Origin of the sequence: Pacificoceanicola onchidii, from assembly GCF_004804335.1 — a bacterium.
GTDB classification, from domain to species: Bacteria; Pseudomonadota; Alphaproteobacteria; order Rhodobacterales; family Rhodobacteraceae; genus Pacificoceanicola; species Pacificoceanicola onchidii.
Genome location: NZ_SRXY01000006.1, coordinates 231,962 through 252,367, shown reverse-complemented (window position 1 = coordinate 252,367; position 20,406 = coordinate 231,962). Strand labels below are relative to the sequence as shown.

Below are 20,406 nucleotides of genomic sequence, written 5' to 3'. Positions count from 1 at the left end.
GCAAATTCCGCCGCGCCTCGGGTGCGCCCAAGCCCTGCGTGTCTTGACAGGTGTCAGTCCAAACCCTGATCGCCGGGACGCAAAACCTTCTCTCCCGCCACATAGGTCGCCGCCACAGCGCGGTCGTCGCCCATCATGATCGTCGGGAACACCGCTTCCCAGATGTCGGCGGCCTGCGCGTGACGCTGTGCGATCGCCGGTGTCGATGCCAGATCCAGCACCACCATATCCGCCTCCAGCCCCGGCGCGAGATTGCCGATCCGGTCCTCCGCGTGCAGGGCGTTGGCGGAGCCTTGCGTGGCCAGCCACAGCAAGGCCGAGGGATGCAACGGCGTGCCGCGCAACTGCCCGATCTCATAGGCTGCCGCCATGGTCCGCAGCATCGAGAAGGAAGAGCCGCCCCCGGTGTCCGTGGCCAGGCCCACGCGCTGCCCGGCGGCCGTCAAGCCGGCCATGTCAAAAAGCCCCGAGCCGATAAACGTGTTCGACGTTGGACAATGGACCAAGGCCGCGTCCGCCTCCCGCAGCCGATCCGTTTCGCGTGGGTCAAGGTGGATGGCATGACCATAAAGCCCACGCGAACCAAGCAGACCGTAGGCCTCATAGGTATCGAGGTAATCGCGCGCTGCCGGGTAGAGCGATTTGACCCAGGCGATTTCATCGAGTTGCTCGCTCAGATGCGTCTGCATCAGGCAGTCCGGGTTTTCCGCCCAAAGCGCGCCAAGCGCCTCCAGTTGCTCCGGTGTTGAGGTTGGCGAAAATCGCGGTGTGATCACGTATTCGGCCCGGCCTTGCCCATGCCAGCGGGCCAGCAGCGCCTTGCTGTCGTCATAGGCGGATTGCGCGGTGTCGCGCAGCCCGTCCGGCGCGGTGTCGCGGTCCATGCAGGTTTTGCCCGCGAACACCCGCATGCCGCGCGCCTTGGCCGCTTCAAACAAGGCATCGGCGGAAGCCGGGTGAATTGTGCAGTAAGAACAGACGGTTGTTGTCCCGTGGCTGAGCAGAATGTCCAGGTAGCGCTCCGCAATGTCCCGGGCATAGGCCGGATCGGCAAAACGCATTTCTTCGGGGAACGTGTAGCTGTTCAGCCAGTCGATCAGCCGCTTGCCCCAACTGGCGATCATCGCGGTCTGCGGGTAATGGGCGTGGGCATCGACGAATCCGGGCAGGATCAAACCCTCGCCGTGATCGACAACCGCCGCGTCCGGGTGCTGCGCGCCAAGCACATCCGCAGGTCCGGTTTGCGAAATGAGGCCGTTTTCTACAAGCACCGCCCCGCGCCGCTCGTGCCGGGCCGCGGTTGGGCCAAGCGCAAAGGGATCGCCCGCAAAGGACAGGGTTTGGCCAAGGTGAAGGGTGGCGGGGGGCATGGTGTCTCCGGCTAAAAACATCACCGAACCTAGGCTCTTACGGGTAAAAGGTAAATTCCTGCTTTGCAGTCGCCGTGTAGGCTGTTCGGTTCTTTGCCGCCGTTGCCGGGAAAACGCGCTTTTCGGTTTCAGCTTCCCCGGGAAAGGTTTTAAGTTGGGGCAAATCGGGGCGCGCCCGAACGAAAAAGACCAACAGGAGCCCGGGATGTTGGACGAAGACCAGACCACCCGCCCAGAGGCCGAAACCGAAATCGACGAAGACGCCTACGCGCTCGACCGCAGGGCGGTGGCGCAGATGCTTTACGCGGTCGATATCGGCGACCGGGAACAGCTTCTGACCCTGCTCGAGCCGCTGCACCAGGCCGACATCGCGGACATGCTGGAGCAGATCAACGCCTTCGACCGGATGCGGCTGATCAAGCTTTACGGCAAGGAATTTGACGGCGAACTCCTCTCGGAGCTTGACGATTCCATCCGCGAAGAGGTCATCGGCATCCTCAACCCCGAGGTTCTCGCCGAGGCGGTGCGCGATCTCGACTCTGACGACGTTGTGGACCTTGTCGAAGACCTCGACGAGCCACAGCAAGAGGCCATTCTCGAGGTTCTCGAAGACAGTGACAGGGTCGCTGTCGAGCAGTCCCTGACTTATCCGGAGTTCTCTGCAGGCCGCCTGATGCAGCGCGAGGTGGTGATGGCGCCGGAGCACTGGAATGTCGGTGAAGCCATTGATTACCTGCGCAATTCGGACAATCTGCCGGAGCAGTTTTATCACATCGTTCTGGTCGATCCCAAGCTGCGCCCTGTGGGGAATGTCACGCTTGGAAAGCTGATGGGCTCGCGCCGGGAGGTGCTGATGCGCGCGCTGATCGAAGAGGTGTTCCACGTCATCCCCGTCACCCGGGATGAGGGCGAGGTCGCCTACGCCTTCAATCAATACCATCTGATTTCCGCGCCTGTGGTGGATGAAAACGAGCGGCTCGTCGGGGTGATCACAATCGACGATGCCATGGCGGTTCTCGATGAGGAACACGAAGAAGACATCCTGCGCCTTGCCGGTGTGGACGAGGAAAGCTCGCTTTCGGACAACTACATTGAAACCACAAAACGCCGCTTTCCATGGTTGGCGGTGAACCTTGTGACGGCGGTGCTGGCAAGCCTTGTCATCGCGCAATTCGAGGCGGCGATTGCACAGGTCGTCGCGCTGGCCGTGCTGATGCCGATTGTCGCCTCCATGGGGGGTAACGCGGGCACCCAATCGCTGACCGTGGCGGTGCGCGCGTTGGCCACCAAGGACCTCACCACATCAAACCTCTGGCGGGTGATCCGGCGTGAGGCGATGGTGGGGCTGGTCAACGGGATCATTTTTGCGGTCGTGATGGGGGTTGTTGGCATCGTCTGGTTTGGCTCACCGGCCTTGGGTGGGGTGATCGCTGCCGCGATGGTGATCAATCTGGTCGTTGCCGGCCTCGCAGGGATCGTGATTCCGGTGCTTCTTGAGAAGGCCGGGGTGGACCCGGCGCTGGCCTCCGGGGCCTTTGTGACCACGGTGACGGACGTGGTGGGCTTCTTCGCCTTCCTTGGACTTGCCGTTGTTGTTTTGCTGTAAGGAAGTGGCGCATGTCCTTGGATGATCTGAAAAAAGCAGCGCGCAAAGCCGCCTTTGCCCGGCGCAAGACCGCCTTTGAAACGCGAAGTCCGGGGCAGGCGGGTAAGCTCAGCGAAGTGCTGGCCGGCTATCGCGGTGTGCCGCTGGCCGGCTATATGCCGATCCGGACCGAGATCAGCCCCATGGCCGCGATGGAAGAGGCCGCCGCCCATGGACCTGTTTGCGTGCCGGTGATCGAAGCGGCCGGGCAGCCGCTGCGATTTGCCCTTTGGGAGCCGGATTGCGAGATGGTGGACGGCGCCTTTGGCGCGCGGGTGCCTGCGACGCTTGACTATATCGAGCCGGAACTTCTGATTGTGCCGCTGGTGGCCTTCAGCAAAGGCGGCGGGCGTCTCGGCTATGGCGGCGGTTTTTATGATCGCACGCTGGAACGGCTTCGCGCCAAACGCGCAACGCTTGCCATCGGCTTTACCTTTGCCGCGCAGGAAGCGGAAGATCTGCCGCTGGAGCCGACAGACCAGCCGCTTGATTTCATCGTCACCGAAAACGCGGTGATCCAGCCGGGCAGCTGACGCTCAGAGCGCGCGCCAGCCGATATCGCGGCGGCAGAAGCCTTCGGGCCAGTCGGTGCCGTCGACCATGGCATAAGCCCGATCGCGCGCTTCCTGCAACGTTGCTCCGCGTGCGGTGGCATTCAGAACACGCCCGCCAGAGGCTGTGATCGCGCCGTCCTTTTGGGTGGTGCCCGCGTGGAACATCATGTGGAAACTGTCTTCGGGAAGCGCATCCAAGCCCTTGATGACAGAGCCTTTCTCATACGCACCGGGATAGCCGTTCGCCGCCAGAACCACGGTCATGGCGTGATCATCGGCCCAGGTCACCTGCGCCTCATCAAGACGCCCTTCGGCACAGGCCTGCATCAGATCAAAAGCCTGTGCGCCGAGGCGCAGCATCAGAACCTGGCATTCGGGATCGCCGAAGCGCACGTTGTATTCCACGAGACGCGGCTGGCCATCCTTGATCATCAGGCCGACATAGAGCACGCCCTGATACGGGCTGCCGCGCTTGGCCATTTCGGCCATGGTCGGGCGCACGATTTCATCCAGCGCCTTTTGCGTGACGGCCTCGTCCATGATCGGAGCCGGGGAGTACGCGCCCATGCCTCCGGTGTTGAGCCCGGTATCGCCTTCGCCGACGCGTTTGTGGTCCTGCGCGGTGCCGATGGGCAGGCAGGTCTCGCCATCAACCAGGACAAAGAAAGACGCCTCTTCGCCGGTCATGAACTCTTCGATGACCACCTCGGCGCCCGCGCTGCCAAAGCTGCCGCCAAACATGTCGTCAATCGCAGCCTCGGCTTCGGCCACGGTTTCGGCGATAATCACGCCCTTGCCTGCGGCGAGGCCGTCCGCCTTGACCACAATCGGCGCGCCCTGTTCACGAACGTGCGCCTTGGCGGCTTCGGCATCGGTGAAATGGCCGTAAGCGGCTGTGGGGGCGTTTGCGGCGTCGCAGATTTCCTTGGTGAAGGACTTGGAAGCTTCGAGCCGCGCGGCTTCCGCCGACGGGCCAAAGACCGCGAAACCCGCGGCGCGCAAGCGATCCGCGACACCCGCGGCCAAGGGCGCCTCGGGGCCGACAATCACCAGATCAATGGCGTTTTCGGAGGCAAACTCCGCGACCACGCCGCCATCGTTGATGTCGATGCTGGCACATTCCGCGATCATCGCAATCCCTGCGTTGCCCGGCGCGACGATCAGCTTGTCGCATTTCGGGTTCTGAAGCGTGGCCCAGGCCAGGGCGTGTTCGCGTCCACCGCTTCCGAGGATCAGGATGTTCATGGGCAGGCTCCATTGGTTGGCGTCGGGCCGTTCGGGGCGCTGCCCCGGACCCCGAGGTATTTTGAGCCCAAAGAAGGGCAGGGGCGCTTTTGTCTTGTCGAGTGACCCTTTAAGGTCGGGGGGCTGCGGAAGCAAGGGAAGGCAGGGAAATGGATCTTCTGGACGAAGGGGACGCGGGCAACACGCCGGAGTTTTCCGTCTCTGAGCTTTCGGGTGCTGTCAAACGCATGATCGAAGGCGAGTTCGGCTTTGTCCGGGTGCGCGGCGAGGTCGGGCGGGTGACGCGGCCGCGCTCCGGGCATCTCTACCTTGATCTCAAGGATGATCGCGCGGTGATTTCCGGGGTGATGTGGAAAGGGGTGGCGGCGAAGCTGCAGACCTTGCCCGAAGAAGGCATGGAAGTTGTGGCGACCGGGCGCATGACCACCTTTCCGGGGCAGTCCAAATACCAGATCGTGCTTGATGACATCCGGCCGGCAGGCATGGGCGCTCTCATGGCGATGCTGGAAAAGCGCAAGGCGCAGATGCAAGCCGAAGGGCTGTTCGCGCCCGAGCGCAAGCAGCCGTTGCCGTACCTGCCGGAGATCATCGGGGTTGTGACCTCGCCCACGGGGGCGGTCATTCGCGATATTCTGCACCGCTTGCGCGAGCGTTTTCCGCGCAAGGTTCTGATCTGGCCTGTGGCGGTGCAAGGGGCGGCCTGCGCGCCGGAGGTGGCGCGGGCGATTGAAGGGTTCAATCGGCTGACGCCGGGAGGCGCCTTGCCCCGCCCGGATTTGCTGATTGTGGCGCGCGGCGGCGGTTCGGTTGAAGATCTTTGGGGCTTCAATGAAGAGAGTGTGGTGCGGGCGGCGGCGGCCTCTGACATTCCGCTGATCTCGGCTGTGGGGCATGAGACGGACACCACGCTGATTGATTATGCCTCGGACAAACGCGCGCCGACGCCGACGGCGGCGGCGGAGATCGCCGTGCCTGTTCGGCTCGAACTGATGAGTTGGACGAAGGAGGCAGGCGCGCGCATGACCCGCGCCATGGGTCAGCGGGTGGAGGTGCGCGGACAAAGGCTGCGCGATCTGGCGCGGGCGATGCCTCGGGCAGAGGCATTGTTGGATGCGCCGCGGCAGCGGCTCGATGTGCTATCGGATCGGTTGCCTGCGGGCCTGCAACGGCTGGTGGACAGGCGACGGCTGCATCTGAGCGAGCAGGCCGGATCGCTCAGGCCTTCGGTGCTGACGCGGGCGATTGCAGCGGAGCGCGGCAAGGTTACCGATCGCGCTGCGCGGCTCGGGCCGGCCTTGGAACGCTTGGTGCAAATGCGCCGCGCCGATCTGGCGAGGCGTGCGGATGGATTGAGTGACCGGGCAATTTTGCGCGAGATTTCCGCGCAATCCGAGCGGTTTCAGACCCTTGCCCGACGTATGGAGCAAGCGCACACAGGCCGGATCGCACAGGCGCGGCAGACGCTGGAGGCGGTGGACCGTTTGCGCGAAACGCTGAGTTACCGCGAGACGCTGAAACGCGGCTATGCTGTGGTGCGCGGCGATGGGGCGGTGGTCACAACGCGGGGCGCGGCGCAGAAGGCGGCGGCGCTGGAGATCGAATTTGCCGACGGCGTTCTGCCTCTCAGCGACGCAGAGGCTCCGTCCCGGCCGAAACCCGCGCCCAAGGCCAAATCCAAACCCAAGGACACGCCGCCCGAGCAGGGCAGCCTCTTCTGAACAAAGGCCTGCAAGTCCTTCTTGGAAAAGGCAGGCTTTACTTTGGGTTCTGCAGTCGCATAGACTTTGCTGCAATGCTGCATGAAGGGGAGGCCGCATATGGCAGAGTCCGAAAAGCCACTGCTGATCAAACGATATGCCAGCCGGCGGCTCTATAACACCGAAACCTCGGACTATGTGACGCTTGAGGATATTTCGGGTTTCATCCGGGATGGCCGGGAAGTGCAGATCATTGATCTCAAATCCGGCGATGACCTGACCCGGCAATACCTGCTCCAGATCGTGGCAGAGCATGAGAGCAAGGGCGAAAGCGTTTTGCCGATCAATGTGCTGACGGATCTTGTGCGCAGCTACACCTCGCAGGCTGGCACCATGGTGCCGCAGTTCCTTGCCGCATCGTTCGAGGCGTTCCAGAAGAGCCAGTCCAAGTGGGTCGAGAACATGAACACCATGAACCCGATGGCCAAAATGCCCGGGTTCGAGGCGATGCAGGCGCAGCAGGAAGCCTTTTTGAAGGCGATGACCGGCGGCGTGGGCTCGGCTTGGTCTGGTCCTACCGAGGATGACAGTCCGAAAGAGGGCGAAGATCTGGACGCGATCAAGAAGCAGCTTGCCGAGTTGCAGAGCAAACTGTCCAAGCTGGACAAGTAACCGCAGCAAAGCGCCGAACGCCGTTGTGGCGTTCGGATGCGTCCGGTCACACCGGAAGCGGGGCGTCGCCCTTGGGCTGATCCATGACAATCTGGGAATGCACGCGGGAGACGCTGCGGTGCACCAGAAGCACTTCGTGAATAAGCCGGTTCAGCGTCTGTAGATCCGGGCAGAACACGCGCAGCAGGTAATCGGCCTCGCCGGTCATGGTCCAGGCGGAGATGATCTCGGGGCGTGTCGACAAAAGGCGGGTAAAGCTCGCGCCCTCATCCGATCCGTGCCGGGCCAGTTGTACCTGCACAAAAGCCTGCACGTCCAATCCCAGCCGCGCCGGATCGAGCCGGGCGCGATATCCCATGATCAGCCCGGCTTCCTCCAGCCTTTGCCTGCGCCGCCCGATTTGGCTGGCGGAGAGGTTCAGCATGTCTGACAGTTCCTGCCCGGTGGCATAGGCGTTCTTTTGCAGCGCCGTAAGCAAGGCGCGGTCGGTTTCGTCCAGTTCGATGCTATTTTTTTGCATGAAGGGAGCATAACGCGCGAGAGTGCCGCAAACAATCGTTGAAGCTCCCAATCTTTGCGCAAACGCCGCATGGCGGATGCCGTACCTTGGCACAAAGCGCAACAGGAGGAGCACTCATGGGACCTTTCCCGCACGACGCCCCGCAATCGACCATCACCGAAGAGAACCCCGCTGGCACCGACGGATTCGAGTTTGTCGAGTTCGCCCATCCCGAACCGCAGGAGCTGCGCGAACTCTTCACGAAGATGGGCTATGCCCATGTGGCCAACCACAAGACCAAGGCCATCGAGCTTTGGCAGCAGGGCGACATCACCTATGTGATCAATGCCGAGCCGGGCAGCTTTGCCGCCCGTTTTGTCGAAGAGCACGGCCCCTGCGCGCCCTCGATGGCGTGGCGGGTTGCAGATGCGCAGCAGGCTTTTGACCATGCGGTTGCCATGGGTGCGGAACCTTATGAGGGTGCCGACAAGACCGTGGACTGGCCTGCGATCAAGGGCATCGGTGGCAGCCTGATCTACTTCACCGATCAGTATTATGACACCTCGCCCTACAACGCCGAGTTCCAGTGGACCGAGCAATCCAAGCCGCGCGGGGTGGGGTTCTACTATCTCGATCACCTGACCCACAATGTCTTCAAGGGCAACATGGACAAGTGGTTCCATTTCTATGGCAAGCTGTTCAATTTCCGCGAAATTCGCTTTTTTGACATCGAGGGCAAGTACACCGGCCTGTTCTCCCGCGCGCTGACCTCGCCTTGCGGTCGCATTCGCATTCCGATCAACGAGGACCGGGGCGAGACCGGGCAGATCGTGGCGTATCTCAAGAAGTACAAGGGCGAAGGCATTCAACACATCGCCGTCGGCGCGCGCGATATCTATGACGCGACCGATGAGATCGCGGAAAACGGCGTCAAGTTCATGCCGGGGCCGCCGGAGAGCTACTATGATCTGAGCTTTGAACGCGTCACGGGCCATGACGAGCCGGTGGATCGGATGAAGAAACACGGCATCCTGATCGACGGCGAAGGGGTCGTGGATGGCGGCGAGACGCGCATCCTGCTGCAGATCTTCTCCAAGACCGTGATCGGCCCGATTTTCTTCGAGTTCATCGAGCGCAAGGGTGACGATGGCTTTGGCGAAGGCAACTTCAAAGCGTTGTTTGAATCGATCGAGCGCGAGCAGATCGAAAGCGGCGAGTTGAAAGAGGCGGGCTGACGCGCCGCGCATTTGCTCTGGGCAACGTGACATCCTCGGACTATCCTGCCTCAAACGCAGGGTTTTTCGAGGGCGTCCTTTGCTGGAGTTGGATCACATTGCGGTTGCGGGCGAGTCGCTGGAAGAGGCGGTAGCCCATGTGGAGGCGCAGACCCATCGGGTCATGCGCCCCGGGGGCCAGCATGATCGGTTTGCCACGCATAACGCGCTGATCGGACTGGCGCCGCAGCTTTACATCGAAGCCATCGCGATAGACCCGCAAGCGCCGCCGCCGCCGGATGCACGGTGGTTCGGGCTTGATGACTTCTCGGGCGCCGCGCGGCTGGACAAGTGGATTTGCCGGGTGCCTGACATTGATGCCGCGATTGAGGCCTTGCCGATGGCAGGGCGCAAGGTGTCGCTGGAGCGGGACACGCTGCGCTGGACCATGGCTGTGCCCGAAGATGGGCGGTTGCCCTTTGACGGGGTTTTCCCGGCCTTGATCGAATGGCACGGAGACGCGCCGACACCGGGATTTGTCTTGCCAGCGGAGGCTTTGGAGCTTCGCCGCCTGATCGTCTCTCATCCGCGTGCATCGGAACTGGAAGCCCTGCTTGGCCCGCATCTGGATGCACCGCTGGTCGCGTTTGAAAACGCCGATGCGCCCGGATTGCGTGCTGAAATCGCCGATGGCGACGCCATGGTATCCTTATGAGCCAGGTGACAGTGCGCGAGGCGCGCGCTTCGGACGCGGAAGAGGTCGCCGCGCTTTGGAACACGGTGATCGATCACACGGCCATCACCTTCACCACGGAGCGAAAAACCGCAGCCAAACTGGCGCAGGACATCGCCCATCGCGGCCCGCTCTTTCTGATCGCGGAAAGTGACGGTCATGTGCGGGGCTTTGCGACCGCGTTTCAGTTTCGGGGAGGTCCGGGGTATTCCTATACCTTCGAGCATTCCATTCAGCTGGCCCCCGAAGCGCGTGGGCTGGGAGCGGGCAAGGCGCTGATGGCGACGCTCGAGGACAACCTGCGACGGCACGGCGCACATTCGCTCTTTGCCGGGGTCAGTGGTGAAAATCCGAGCGGCGTCTCATTTCACAAGGCAATCGGGTTTCACGAAGTGGCGATTTTGCCGGAAGTGGGCTTCAAATTCGGGCGCTGGATGGATCTTGTGCTGATGCAGAAAATTCTGTGAAACCCGACCTGACATTATCTTTTGAACCGCGTAGGCTGCTTTTATGTCAATCTGGACCCGCATAACGAGCGCGATTGCCTCCCTTGCCGCTGGCGAGGGTCTGGCCGCCGTTTTTGAAAAACTGCGCTCGCCGCCGGAGCGGACGGTGGGCTTTACCATTGCCGTGATCGCGCTGTCGGCCAAGATGGCCAAGGCGGACGGGCTGGTGACCCGCGACGAGGTCAGCGCCTTCCGCGAGGTCTTTGCCATTGCGCCGGAAGACGAGGCAGGGGCGGCCAAGGTGTTCAACCTCGCCCGGCAGGACGTCGCGGGCTTCGAGGAATACGCCACGCGGATTGCGGGGCTGTTCGGGGAAGAAAAGCAGACGCTTTGTGATCTGATGGAAGGGCTGTTCCACATCGCCATTGCCGACGGCACCTACCATCCCAATGAGGACGCGTTCCTGCGGCGGGTGTCGGAGATTTTCGGCATGGATGGGCCGTGTTTCGATGATCTGCGCGCGCGGTTTGTACCGGAGGCGAAATGCAGCCCTTACCGGGTGCTCGGCGTTCCGCCCGACATGCCGCTGGCGGATATTCGCAAGACATATCGGCAGCTTGTGCGCGACAGCCATCCCGATGTGATGATCGCGCGGGGGGTTCCGGAAGAGGCGATCCAGCTCTCGCAGCGGCGTTTGGCCGAGATCAACCGCGCCTGGGACGAGATATCCGCCCGCGAGACGGCGTAGCGTGCGCATTGCCACCTACAACATCGAATGGTTCGACGCGCTGTTCGATGATGACGGCGCGCTTCTGGCGGATGGCGCGTGGTCCGCGCGCTACAACGTCACGCGCCAGCAACAGGCCGAGGCCATTGCGATTGTCCTGACAGCGATGGACGCCGATGCGGTGATGGTGATCGAAGCGCCGGACACCTCGCGCAAACGCAGCACCACGCGGGCGCTGGCGCGCTTTGTCGAGGCGTTTGACTTGCGCACCACGGGGATCGTGACCGGCTTTGCCAATGACACCCAGCAGGAAATTGCGCTGCTCTATGATCCGGCGGTGATGACCGCGCGGCATGACCCGCAAGGCAGCCCGGACAGCGATCCACCCCGGTTTGACGGGGCGTTTGACATTGATCTGGACGTGGATGCAACGCTCGATCACGTGAATTTCTCCAAGCCGCCGCTGGAGTTGGCCGTGACGTTGGCGAGCGGTCGCAGTCTGCGGATGATCGGGGCACATCTCAAATCGAAGGCCCCGCATGGGGCACAAGGGCGCGACGCGGTGATGCGCCTTTCGATTGCCAACCGGCGCAAGCAATTGGCGCAGGCGATCTGGCTGCGCGAGCGGGTGGAGGCGCATCTGGCGGCAGAAGAAGACCTGATCGTGATGGGGGACCTGAACGACGGGCCGGGGCTGGATGAGTACGAACACCTGTTCGGGCGCAGTTCGGTCGAGATTGTTCTGGGCGACGCGGCGCCGCAATTGTTTGATCCCCATGCTGAAAAGGCGCTGGTCAGCCGGATCAGCGCGCAGCCGACCACGGCGCGGTTCTACATGTCGAGAGAAAAGCGCTATATGCAGGCGCTGCTGGACTACGTGATGATCTCGCCGGGCTTGCGCGCCCTGCGCCCAAGCTGGCGGATCTGGCATCCGTTTGACGATCCGGTCTGCTGGCGCACGCCGGAACTGAAGGAGGCGCTTCTGGCGGCCTCCGATCATTTCCCGGTCAGTGTCGATCTGGATCTGTGAGGCCGGAGCAGGGTGAGCGGGCCCACCCCATCAGGCCTTAGCGGAACAGCGCGAGGAGCTGGCGCGGGGCGGCATTGGCAATGGAAAGCGCCTGAACCGCCAGTTGCTGCTGCACCTGAAGCGCCTGCAAGCGGGCGGAGGTGTCTTCCATATCGGCATCCTCAAGCTGACCGACGCCATCCTGCAAGGTCGCTGTGATCTTGCCGACAAACTCCGACTGCGTCTCGATCCGGCCCTGATCGGAGCCGAAGGCGGCGGCGGCGTCGATGGCGTAGTTGATCAAACCTTCGATCTGGCTCAGCGCCTTGGCCGCGCCGGTGTTGTCGGTCACGTCAATTTCGCCAATCGCTTCCAGCCCGCCGCCAATGGTGCTGCCAGCGTCGGCGCTCAGCGTGTTGATGGCGGTTCGAATGGTATCGGTGCCGTCCGTAACGGTCGACGAGACGACAAGAGACTCGCCGGAAACCTGAACATCCAACACATCGGTCGACAGGTCATACCCGGCGGCATAATCATCCCACGCCCGTTTCAGGGCTTTGGCCACATCGCCGATGCTGTCGCCATCGCGGGCAACATAGCTGATCTCGCTGGTTGCCATCTGTGCCTGGGTTTCGCTGGCGCCGGTGGTGGTGCGGTAATCGTCCTGGGTAAAGGTGCTGTCGTTTGCGTCTGTGCCGTAGATGGAGAAGGAGAAGGCGGCCCCGGCTTCGACCTCCAGGCTGCTCATGTCGAGCGTGGCGCTCTGGGTGGCGTTGAGCGTCTGTGTCACCGCGTCTTCGGTGTAGTCGCCGCCTGAGCCGGACACCGCAGAGACCCCGGTGCCCATGTCGCGGCGGTTGAATGTCAGATGTGTCGAGGAAACAGAGCCTTCACCGCGGTCGATGGAGCCAAGTACGTTGATCACCCCGCTGCCCGCGGTGGTTTCGGTGTTTTTCAGCAGGTTTTGCCCGTTGAAGGCCGCGGTGGCGACGATGCCGTCGATCTGCTCGCGCAGGGCGGTGATCTTGTTCTGGATCTTGCTGCGGTCGACGTTGGCCTCCTGTGAGGCGACAATCTCGGTTTTCATGTCCGACAGAAGTTCGGTGATCGTCTCGGCCCCTTGCCGCGCGACGGACAGGGTGGCCTGGCCCAGCGAGAGGCTGGCGGAGACGGTTTTGAAGCCGGCAATATCGGCGCGCATGGTTTTGGAAATGGACCAGACCGCACCATTGCTGGATGGATCGGCCGTGCGTTTACCGGTGGAAATTTCATTTTGGGTTTGCGCGATCTGCGCGTTGATGTTGCGCAGGGTCGCAAGGGCCGTGGTGGCCCCTTCGTTGGTCAGAATACTCGACATTGTGCTCGCCTTTTCAAGGATCAAGGCGCTTCTACGCCAATGGCACCTTGGTTCTGTGCCGGACGCATCTTTTGGACGCTACGGACCTGGTTCTGCGATCCGTGCCACGGGTCTTCCGTGCAAAAACGAGAATGTGATGGCCAGCCTTAAACACCGTTTAAGATTTGGCGGCATCGCGGGGGCCATTTTAAGGCAATATTGTGATTCTGGGGATAACTCGGCGCAGAGGGGCGTTATAGCCCCCATGTCTTAATCATCCGTGTGCGTCAGCTTGGGAACATCCGATGCCCCGGCAGAGCCGCGCCCCGAGAGCGACGGGTATTCCATGAAGAACCGGTGGCAGGAGAAGGCGAAGGTGCCTTCGGGAACCACGTCGCGCGCGAACTGACCGTCCGGCCCCATGGTCCAGCTTTGCGCCGTATCCGCAAGGTTCGCCGCCATGATCTGGCTGACGATCTGGGCTTTCACCGTGGGGTTGGAGATCTCGACGCCGGTTTCGATCCGGCGGTTCAGGTTGCGGCCCATCCAGTCGGCGGAGGACATGAAGACGCGGGCCTTCTTGTGGGGCAACCCATAGCCGTTGCCGAAACAGGCAATGCGGGAATGCTCGAGAAAGCGCCCGATGATGGATTTGACCCGGATGTTTTCCGACAGGCCCTTGATGCCCGGCCGCAGCCCGCAGATGCCGCGAATGACGCAGTCGATCTTCACGCCCGCCTGACTGGCGCGGTAAAGCGCGTCGATCATGTCCGGTTCGATCAGCGAGTTCATCTTGATCCAGATCTGCGCCGGTTTGCCCGCTTTGGCATGGGCAATTTCTCCGTCGATCATCTCGATCATGCCGCTTTTGAGCGAGTGGGGCGAGATGTGCAGGTTCTCCAGATCCTCCGGCATGGCATAGCCCGAAAGATAGTTGAAGATTTTCGCCGCATCGCGCCCAAGCGCCGCATCACAGGTGAAAAAGCTGAGATCGGTGTAAATCTTGGCGGTGATCGGGTGGTAGTTCCCGGTGCCCCAGTGGGTGTAGGTCACCAGCTTGTTGCCCTCGCGGCGCACCACCTGGCTGATCTTGGCGTGGGTTTTCCAGTCAAGGAAGCCGTAGACCACATGCGCCCCGGCGCGTTCCAGTCGCCGCGACTGGCGGATGTTGGCGGCCTCGTCAAAGCGGGCTTTGAGCTCGACCAGCGCCGTGACGGATTTGCCATCCTCGGCAGCGGCGCAGAGCGCTTCGACGATGGGGGATTGGCGGGAGGTGCGGTACAGCGTCTGCTTGATCGCCACCACGTTCGGATCCGCAGCGGCCTGATTGAGGAAGCGCACCACCATATCGAACGTCTCGTAGGGGTGGTGCAGCAGCATGTCCTTCTGCGCGATGGCGTTGAACATGTGGCCGTCGTGGTCCTGCACGCGCTCGGGCACGCGCGGGGTGAAGCTCGGCCAGAGCAGATCATGGCGCTCGTCCAGCACCAGTTCCTTGAGGTCGGCGATGCCGATAATGCCGTCCAGCTCGATGACCTCGTTTTCGTCCACGTCCAACTCGCGCATGACGATGGCCCGCAGGGCCTTGGCCGGGTTGGTGGAGGTGGTCAGGCGTACAACCTCGCCGCGGCGGCGGCGTTTGAGGGCCACCTCAAACTCGCGCACGAGATCCTCGGCCTCATCCTCCACTTCCAGATCACTGTCACGCAGCACGCGGAAGCCGAACTGGTCCTTGACCGTATAGCCGGGGAAGAGCCGTTCGATGTGCAAGAGCACCACGTCTTCGAGCAGGAGAAAGCGGAACTGGCCGTCCGGGGCGGGCAGGGGCATGAAGCGGTCGATCTGCGCCGGGATCGGCAGCAGCGCCTGAAGTGGGCGTTTGTCCTTGGTGCGCTCAAGCTGCAGCGCAAGGCAGTAACCCATGTTGGCGATGAAGGGGAACGGGTGCGCCGGGTCGATGGCGAGCGGCGAGAGCACCGGGAAGACCTGTTCGATAAAGGCGGTCTTGAGCACCTTGCGGTCCTCGGCGGTGAGCTTGTCGCGTGAGACGATGGTGATGCCCTCGGCTTCCATCTCCTGACGCAGCGTGCCGAGCATTTCCTGCTGCTTTGCCATCAGCTTGCGAGCGTCTTCGTTGATCAGGACAAGCTGTTCCGCGGGCGAGAGGCCATCGGCGGCGGGGGTGGTGTTGCCCTCGTGGGCCAACTCGCGCAGGCCAGCGACGCGCACGGTATAGAACTCGTCCAGATTGGTGGCCGAGATGGACAGAAAGCGCAGCCGTTCGAGCAAAGGCACGCGCGGATTTCCGGCCTCCTCAAGAACCCGCCAGTTGAACCCCAGCCAGCTCAGTTCGCGGTTGAAGAACCGTCCCGGACCGGTGGGGTCCAGATCGGGCATGTCTGTCGCGGGCGGGATCGGGGCTTTGAGGAAATCGGTTTGGGTCATGGCGGGCTTATGGTCAAAGGGTGAAACGATTTTATGACGGCTCGGGGGCGTTTGGCAAAAGCTTGGGCGAGAACAGGCCGTCAAAGACGGCAGAGGCCAGCGGGCGGTTCACGCCTTTTGGCCGCCCCAGCGCCTCGCGGTCGAGGATTTCGACGATCAGCTGTGCGGCGGAGTAGCTGCGCGGGATGCGGCGGGCGAGGTAGGGGATCACGTCCCCGGCGGGGACAATCTGACGGTCGGCAAAGAGTTTGGCGATCACTGCAGAAAGCAGATCGTCGTCCGGCTCGGACAGCTGCGCGCCCTGCGCCCCTTCGGCCCGGCTTTGCAGATCGGGCAGCGTCAGGCCCCATTGCGCGGGCGGGGTGCGGGCGGTCATCAGAAGCTTGTGGCCGGAGGCGAGCACGAGGTTGTGCAGGTGAAACAGCGCCTCTTCGGCATCGCGGTGGCCTGCAATGGTTTCGATGTCTTCAACGCAGACCGGCCCCTGCGCAAGCGTAGGGATGTCGGCGGAGGGCAGCGCCTCGGCTGGCACGATCAGCCCGCCAGTGAGCCGCGCCCAGACATGGGCGAGGTGTGTCTTGCCGGAGCCCGCCGGGCCGGACAGGACAAACTTGCCCGATGGCCAGTGTTGCCAGCCTTCGATCTGGGCCACCGCCAGCGCGTTGGCTTCGGTCACGTAAAAATCCGACCGCCCCAGTGCCGCAAGAGAGGGCAGGGGCAGGGCGAGTTGTTTGGCATTGGTCATGTATCGTTTTTACCCAAGAGCCCGAGGTAGAGGCGGCTGGTGCGGTATTGTCCGGCGGCGAAGCGGATCAGAACACCGATCGCGGCGGCCATCGGCACCGCGACCAACATGCCGACAAAGCCGAAGAGCGAGCCAAAGACAGACAGGGCCAGCAGGAGCCAGACCGGGTGCAGCCCGACGGAATTGCCGACCATGCGCGGCGTGAGGATGTTGCCTTCGATGAACTGGCCGGACTGGAAGATTGCCCAGACCGCCACGATCATCCACCAATCGCCCCAGAACTGGAACATGGCAAGGCCGATGGCCAGTATGCCGCCCAGAATGGCGCCGACGTAAGGGATGAAGGTCAGAAGACCGGCAAAAACCCCGACGACCAGCCCGAACTGCAACCCGATGAGCCAGAGCGCGGCGGCATAGAAGATGCCCAAGATCATGCAGACAGAGCCCATGCCACGCACAAACCCGGCGAGGACGCGGTCCACCTCACTGGCGAGCGAGCGCACGGTTTCGCGGTGATCCAGCGGGACAAGCTCATCAATGCGGGCAATCATGTTGTCCCAGTCGAGCAGCATGTAGACCGCCACAACCGGCGCGATGATGAACAGAACCACGAGATTGAGCAGGGAGGCGGCGCTGCTGAGCGCGGTGTTCAGAAGCTCGACCCCTTTGGATTGGATGGTCTCACCGATGGTCGAAAGCGCCTGGCGGATGGGGCTGTCTTCGACGATCAGGCTCGGGAAGTTCTCCGTCAGGAAGGTCTGAAGATCGCGGAACAGAGCCGGGGCAAATTCAAACAGGGCGATGGCCTGCTGGATCAGCGTCGGTATCACGGCGAGCGCGAGGATCACAAAGAGCACCAGTGCGATGACCGTGATGATCCCTGTCGCGGCGCCACGGGTGAATCCCATGTTTTCCAGCCTGTCGGCCACCGGATCGAGGAAATAGGCAATGGCACTGCCCAGCACAAAGGGCAGCAGAACATCGCCAAGGAACCACAGCACCACGGCGAACACCGCTGTTGCGATGCCCCAGTATTTGAACTGATCCCGAACTGGCAGGGCCATGGGTGCTCCTATTGGTTGCGCTTCTTCTTACATCGCCCGCCTGTGGGACGGTTTCAAGCGCCAATGCGGGGCTGGCGCTGGAACGAGGTTCGTTATTAACATGGGGGCGTTGAGACTTGCTGCAAACACATTCAAACACTTTGGATTTTCCGCGATGACACGATCCTGTTTTTCTGTCCTGTTTCTTGTGCTGTCCCTTTTGGCCGCGCCTTTGTCCGCCCAGACCGAAACCGACGCCAGCGAGGAGCCGGTTCAGGAAGAGGTGATCGACACCAATCAGACCGTTGCGGTCGAAGGCGGGGTGCGCGACGAGCAGATCGAGCGTCGTCTGCGCAACATCATTGAAAGCTCTGGCTGGTATTCCGATGTGGATGTTGAGGTTGAGGATGGGATCGTCTTCCTCGATGGCTCCACCGACAGCGCGAAGCGGCAGGAATGGGTGCGTGATCTGGCGGCCAAGACCGATGGCGTTGTGGCCGTGGTCAACCGGATCCGGCTGAACGCGCGGGTGAAGTTCACGCTGGCCCCGGCTATGACCGAATTGCGCGCGCTGCGCGATCAGGCGGTGGCGGCGGCGCCGTCGGTTCTGGTGGCGGTGCTGATCCTGCCGTTGGCCTTCTTTTTGTCGAGCATCGTGGCGCGGCTGGCCAATTGGGGCCTGACCGACCGGATCAAGACACCGATCCTACGCGACATCACCGTGCGATTGATCTCGCTTCCGGTGTTCCTGATCGGCCTTTACATCGTGTTGCAGGTCGCCGGGCTGACAAAGCTGGCGGTCTCCCTGATCGGGGGCGCGGGGATCTTCGGGATCGTGATCGGTTTTGCCTTCCGCGACATTGCCGAAAACTTCCTTGCGTCCTTGCTGCTCTCTTTGCGCCAACCGTTCCGGCGCGGTGATTTTGTCGATGTGGCGGGGTTTCAAGGCGTGGTGCATTCGATGAACACGCGCTCGACCGTTCTTGTCTCGCCCGAGGGCAACCACATCCAGATCCCCAACGCCTCGGTCTTCAAGTCGACCATCGAGAACTACACCGCAAGCGCCACGCGCCGGGGGAGTTTTGCTGTCGGGATCGGGTATGATGGGGCGATTTCGGAAGCGCAGGATATCATTCTGGACACGCTTCTGGGGCATGAGGCGGTGTTGCATGATCCCGAACCGATGGTTCTGGCCGATGGACTAGGGGATTCCACCGTCAATATCACGGTCTACTACTGGTTTGACGGCACGGAATTTTCGCCGTTGAAACTGCGCTCGGCCCTGATCCGACGGGTGAAGAAAACGCTAATGGAAGCGGGCGTCTCGATGCCGGATCCGGCGCGGGAAGTGATCTTCCCTGACGGACTGCCGCTGCCTGTGTCCGGTGAGGCAAGTGTCGGCACGCCCCCGCGCGTAGCCGCGCCGCATCCGGTGGTGGAAGAGGCCGAAACCAGCCATGCGGAAGACGATCTGTCCAACGAGGTGGAGGCGCTGGAAGATCAGATGGCGGCAGAGGTCGAGGGCGACAAGGAAGACGACTTGTTGAACGGGTAGACGCGCGGGTGCTCTTGGGCTTTGCATTGGTTTCCGCTACTTCAGGCGGAAAGGAGATCGTTTCCATGCCTTTGACCCCCGCCGACGCCGCCTTCACCGCGACCTTGCCCGAAGGGATCGTGCGCGAGGCGGATGCCCGTTATCTCGACGATCCAAGAGGCCGCTGGCCGAGTATCGTCACCCATGTGGCCTTGCCGCGGAACACCAAAGAGGTGGCCCAGATCGTGCGGGCCTGCGCCAAGGCGCGCGTGGGCCTCGTGCCTATTGGTGGCGGCACCGGCCTTGTCGGCGGGCAAATCCCGCGCGAGGGTCCCGCGCCTTTGCTGTTGTCGCTAGAGCGAATGAACGGCGTGCGCGGCGTCTATCCTGAGGAAAACGCCATGGTTGTCGAAGCGGGCTGTATCCTTGCGGATGTGCAGGATGCGGCAGAGAAGGTGGGGCGACTCTTTCCGCTGTCGCTGGCTTCCGAAGGCTCGGCCCGGATTGGCGGCTTGCTCTCGACCAACGCGGGCGGGGTCAACGTTCTGCGCTACGGAAATGCGCGCGAGTTGGTGCTGGGACTGGAGGCGGTGCTGCCGGACGGGCAGATCTGGCATGGGCTGAAACGGCTGCGCAAGGACAACACCGGTTATGATCTGCGGCATCTGCTCATGGGGGCGGAGGGTACATTGGGGGTGATCACCGCCGCGAGCCTCAAGCTTTATCCGCGCCCCGAAGCCATCGGCACGGCGCTGTTGACCGTGCCGGACCCGGCAGCGGCGCTGTCGCTGCTGTCCATGGCGCGGGACCTCGTCGGGGAGGGGATCAGTGCGTTTGAACTGCTGTCAAAAACCGGGTTCGACTTCCTTGCGGAAACCTTGCCCGACATTCGCCAGCCCTGGCAGACGGCTCCGCAATGGTCCGTTCTGATCGAACTGGGCCTGTCCGGCGGGCAGGATCCCCAAGCGGCCTTGGAAGACTTGTTTGCGCAGGCGTTCGAGGCTGGTTTGGTCAGCGACGGGCTGGTCGCGCAATCGCTGCAACAGGGCAAGGATTTCTGGACCCTGCGCGAGCACATCCCTGCCGCGAACAAGCGTATCGGCGCGGTGGCCAGTCATGACATTTCGCTGCCTTTGTCGGAGATCCCGAGGTTTATCCCCGAGGCCACGGAGGCGCTGGGCCGGATTGGCGACTGGCGGATCAACTGTTTTGGTCACCTTGGCGATGGCAACCTGCATTTCAACGTCTTCCCGCCCAAGGGGGTGAGCAAGGCAGACCTGGCCGGGCGCAGCGCCGAGGTGACGGAGCTCGTGCATGATCTGGTTGATGCTTACGATGGCTCGGTCAGCGCCGAACACGGGATCGGTCGGCACAAGGCCGCGGACCTTGTGCGCTACAGCGACCCGGCGAAACTATCGGCGATGCGTGCGATCAAGGCTGCGCTCGACCCCAAGGGCATCATGAACCCGGGGGCTGTGCTGCACACATAAGC

Annotated in this window: 18 protein-coding genes; 11 read left to right on the top strand and 7 right to left on the bottom strand. The window is 62.5% G+C overall.

Features of this window, described 5'->3' with window-relative positions; genetic code table 11:
• Positions 1 to 53 precede the first annotated feature (53 nt).
• Entirely contained in the window at positions 54 to 1,370 is a 1,317-nt protein-coding gene (gene guaD / locus E4662_RS16765; RefSeq protein WP_136442756.1) for a guanine deaminase, read from the bottom strand.
• A 205-nt stretch (positions 1,371 to 1,575) separates the two neighbouring features.
• Between guaD and mgtE the strand changes: the two genes are divergently transcribed.
• Positions 1,576 to 2,976, top strand: a complete 1,401-nt coding sequence (mgtE, locus tag E4662_RS16760; protein ID WP_136442755.1) for a magnesium transporter — start codon at positions 1,576 to 1,578, stop codon at positions 2,974 to 2,976.
• 11 nt (positions 2,977 to 2,987) lie between these two features.
• Positions 2,988 to 3,548: a 5-formyltetrahydrofolate cyclo-ligase gene (locus E4662_RS16755; protein ID WP_206080304.1), complete on the top strand. Its 561-nt coding sequence runs from the start codon at positions 2,988 to 2,990 to the stop codon at positions 3,546 to 3,548.
• 3 nt (positions 3,549 to 3,551) lie between these two features.
• Here E4662_RS16755 and purD read toward each other — a convergent pair whose 3' ends face one another.
• Positions 3,552 to 4,814 (bottom strand): phosphoribosylamine--glycine ligase, encoded by a 1,263-nt coding sequence (purD, locus tag E4662_RS16750; RefSeq protein WP_136442754.1) that lies wholly within the window; start codon positions 4,812 to 4,814, stop codon positions 3,552 to 3,554.
• Between the two features lie 149 nt (positions 4,815 to 4,963).
• On the opposite strand from purD, the gene xseA reads away from it, so the two are divergent.
• Both xseA and phaR read left to right on the top strand, forming a co-directional pair.
• Positions 4,964 to 6,532 (top strand): exodeoxyribonuclease VII large subunit, encoded by a 1,569-nt coding sequence (xseA, locus tag E4662_RS16745; RefSeq protein WP_136442753.1) that lies wholly within the window; start codon positions 4,964 to 4,966, stop codon positions 6,530 to 6,532.
• A 99-nt stretch (positions 6,533 to 6,631) separates the two neighbouring features.
• A complete protein-coding gene (phaR, locus tag E4662_RS16740; protein ID WP_136442752.1) occupies positions 6,632 to 7,183 on the top strand; it encodes a polyhydroxyalkanoate synthesis repressor PhaR in 552 nt (183 codons plus the stop codon).
• A 46-nt stretch (positions 7,184 to 7,229) separates the two neighbouring features.
• Here the strand turns inward: phaR and E4662_RS16735 are convergent, their stop codons facing one another.
• The gene (locus E4662_RS16735; protein ID WP_136442751.1) at positions 7,230 to 7,703 is read right to left on the bottom strand and encodes an Lrp/AsnC family transcriptional regulator; all 474 of its coding nucleotides are present in this window, start codon (positions 7,701 to 7,703) and stop codon (positions 7,230 to 7,232) included.
• Positions 7,704 to 7,819: 116 nt separating this feature from the next.
• On the opposite strand from E4662_RS16735, the gene hppD reads away from it, so the two are divergent.
• From hppD to E4662_RS16710, 5 genes are all read left to right on the top strand, one after another.
• Positions 7,820 to 8,917 (top strand): 4-hydroxyphenylpyruvate dioxygenase, encoded by a 1,098-nt coding sequence (gene hppD, locus E4662_RS16730; protein ID WP_136442750.1) that lies wholly within the window; start codon positions 7,820 to 7,822, stop codon positions 8,915 to 8,917.
• A 79-nt stretch (positions 8,918 to 8,996) separates the two neighbouring features.
• Entirely contained in the window at positions 8,997 to 9,611 is a 615-nt protein-coding gene (locus E4662_RS16725) for a VOC family protein (protein WP_136442749.1), read from the top strand.
• A gap of 5 nt (positions 9,612 to 9,616) precedes the next feature.
• A complete protein-coding gene (locus E4662_RS16720) occupies positions 9,617 to 10,096 on the top strand; it encodes a GNAT family N-acetyltransferase (protein ID WP_136442842.1) in 480 nt (159 codons plus the stop codon).
• Between the two features lie 43 nt (positions 10,097 to 10,139).
• Positions 10,140 to 10,823: a molecular chaperone DjiA gene (locus tag E4662_RS16715; protein ID WP_136442748.1), complete on the top strand. Its 684-nt coding sequence runs from the start codon at positions 10,140 to 10,142 to the stop codon at positions 10,821 to 10,823.
• 1 nt (position 10,824) lies between these two features.
• Positions 10,825 to 11,832 (top strand): endonuclease/exonuclease/phosphatase family protein, encoded by a 1,008-nt coding sequence (locus E4662_RS16710; protein ID WP_136442747.1) that lies wholly within the window; start codon positions 10,825 to 10,827, stop codon positions 11,830 to 11,832.
• Positions 11,833 to 11,869: 37 nt separating this feature from the next.
• Here E4662_RS16710 and E4662_RS16705 read toward each other — a convergent pair whose 3' ends face one another.
• From E4662_RS16705 to E4662_RS16690, 4 genes are all read right to left on the bottom strand, one after another.
• Entirely contained in the window at positions 11,870 to 13,168 is a 1,299-nt protein-coding gene (locus E4662_RS16705) for a flagellin (RefSeq protein ID WP_136442746.1), read from the bottom strand.
• 249 nt (positions 13,169 to 13,417) lie between these two features.
• Positions 13,418 to 15,592: an RNA degradosome polyphosphate kinase gene (locus tag E4662_RS16700; RefSeq protein ID WP_136442745.1), complete on the bottom strand. Its 2,175-nt coding sequence runs from the start codon at positions 15,590 to 15,592 to the stop codon at positions 13,418 to 13,420.
• 31 nt (positions 15,593 to 15,623) lie between these two features.
• Positions 15,624 to 16,337, bottom strand: a complete 714-nt coding sequence (locus E4662_RS16695; RefSeq protein ID WP_136442744.1) for a P-loop NTPase family protein — start codon at positions 16,335 to 16,337, stop codon at positions 15,624 to 15,626.
• Positions 16,334 to 17,401 (bottom strand): AI-2E family transporter, encoded by a 1,068-nt coding sequence (locus E4662_RS16690; protein WP_136442743.1) that lies wholly within the window; start codon positions 17,399 to 17,401, stop codon positions 16,334 to 16,336. Before E4662_RS16690 ends, E4662_RS16695 begins: the two co-directional genes overlap by 4 nt.
• Before the next feature lie 154 nt (positions 17,402 to 17,555).
• Here E4662_RS16690 and E4662_RS16685 point away from each other — a divergent pair, with 154 nt between their 5' ends.
• On the top strand, positions 17,556 to 18,935 hold the full coding sequence (locus E4662_RS16685) for a mechanosensitive ion channel family protein (protein WP_136442742.1): 1,380 nt from the start codon (positions 17,556 to 17,558) through the stop codon (positions 18,933 to 18,935).
• A gap of 65 nt (positions 18,936 to 19,000) precedes the next feature.
• Entirely contained in the window at positions 19,001 to 20,404 is a 1,404-nt protein-coding gene (locus E4662_RS16680; RefSeq protein ID WP_136442741.1) for an FAD-binding oxidoreductase, read from the top strand.
• The last annotated feature ends 2 nt before the right edge of the window (positions 20,405 to 20,406 follow it).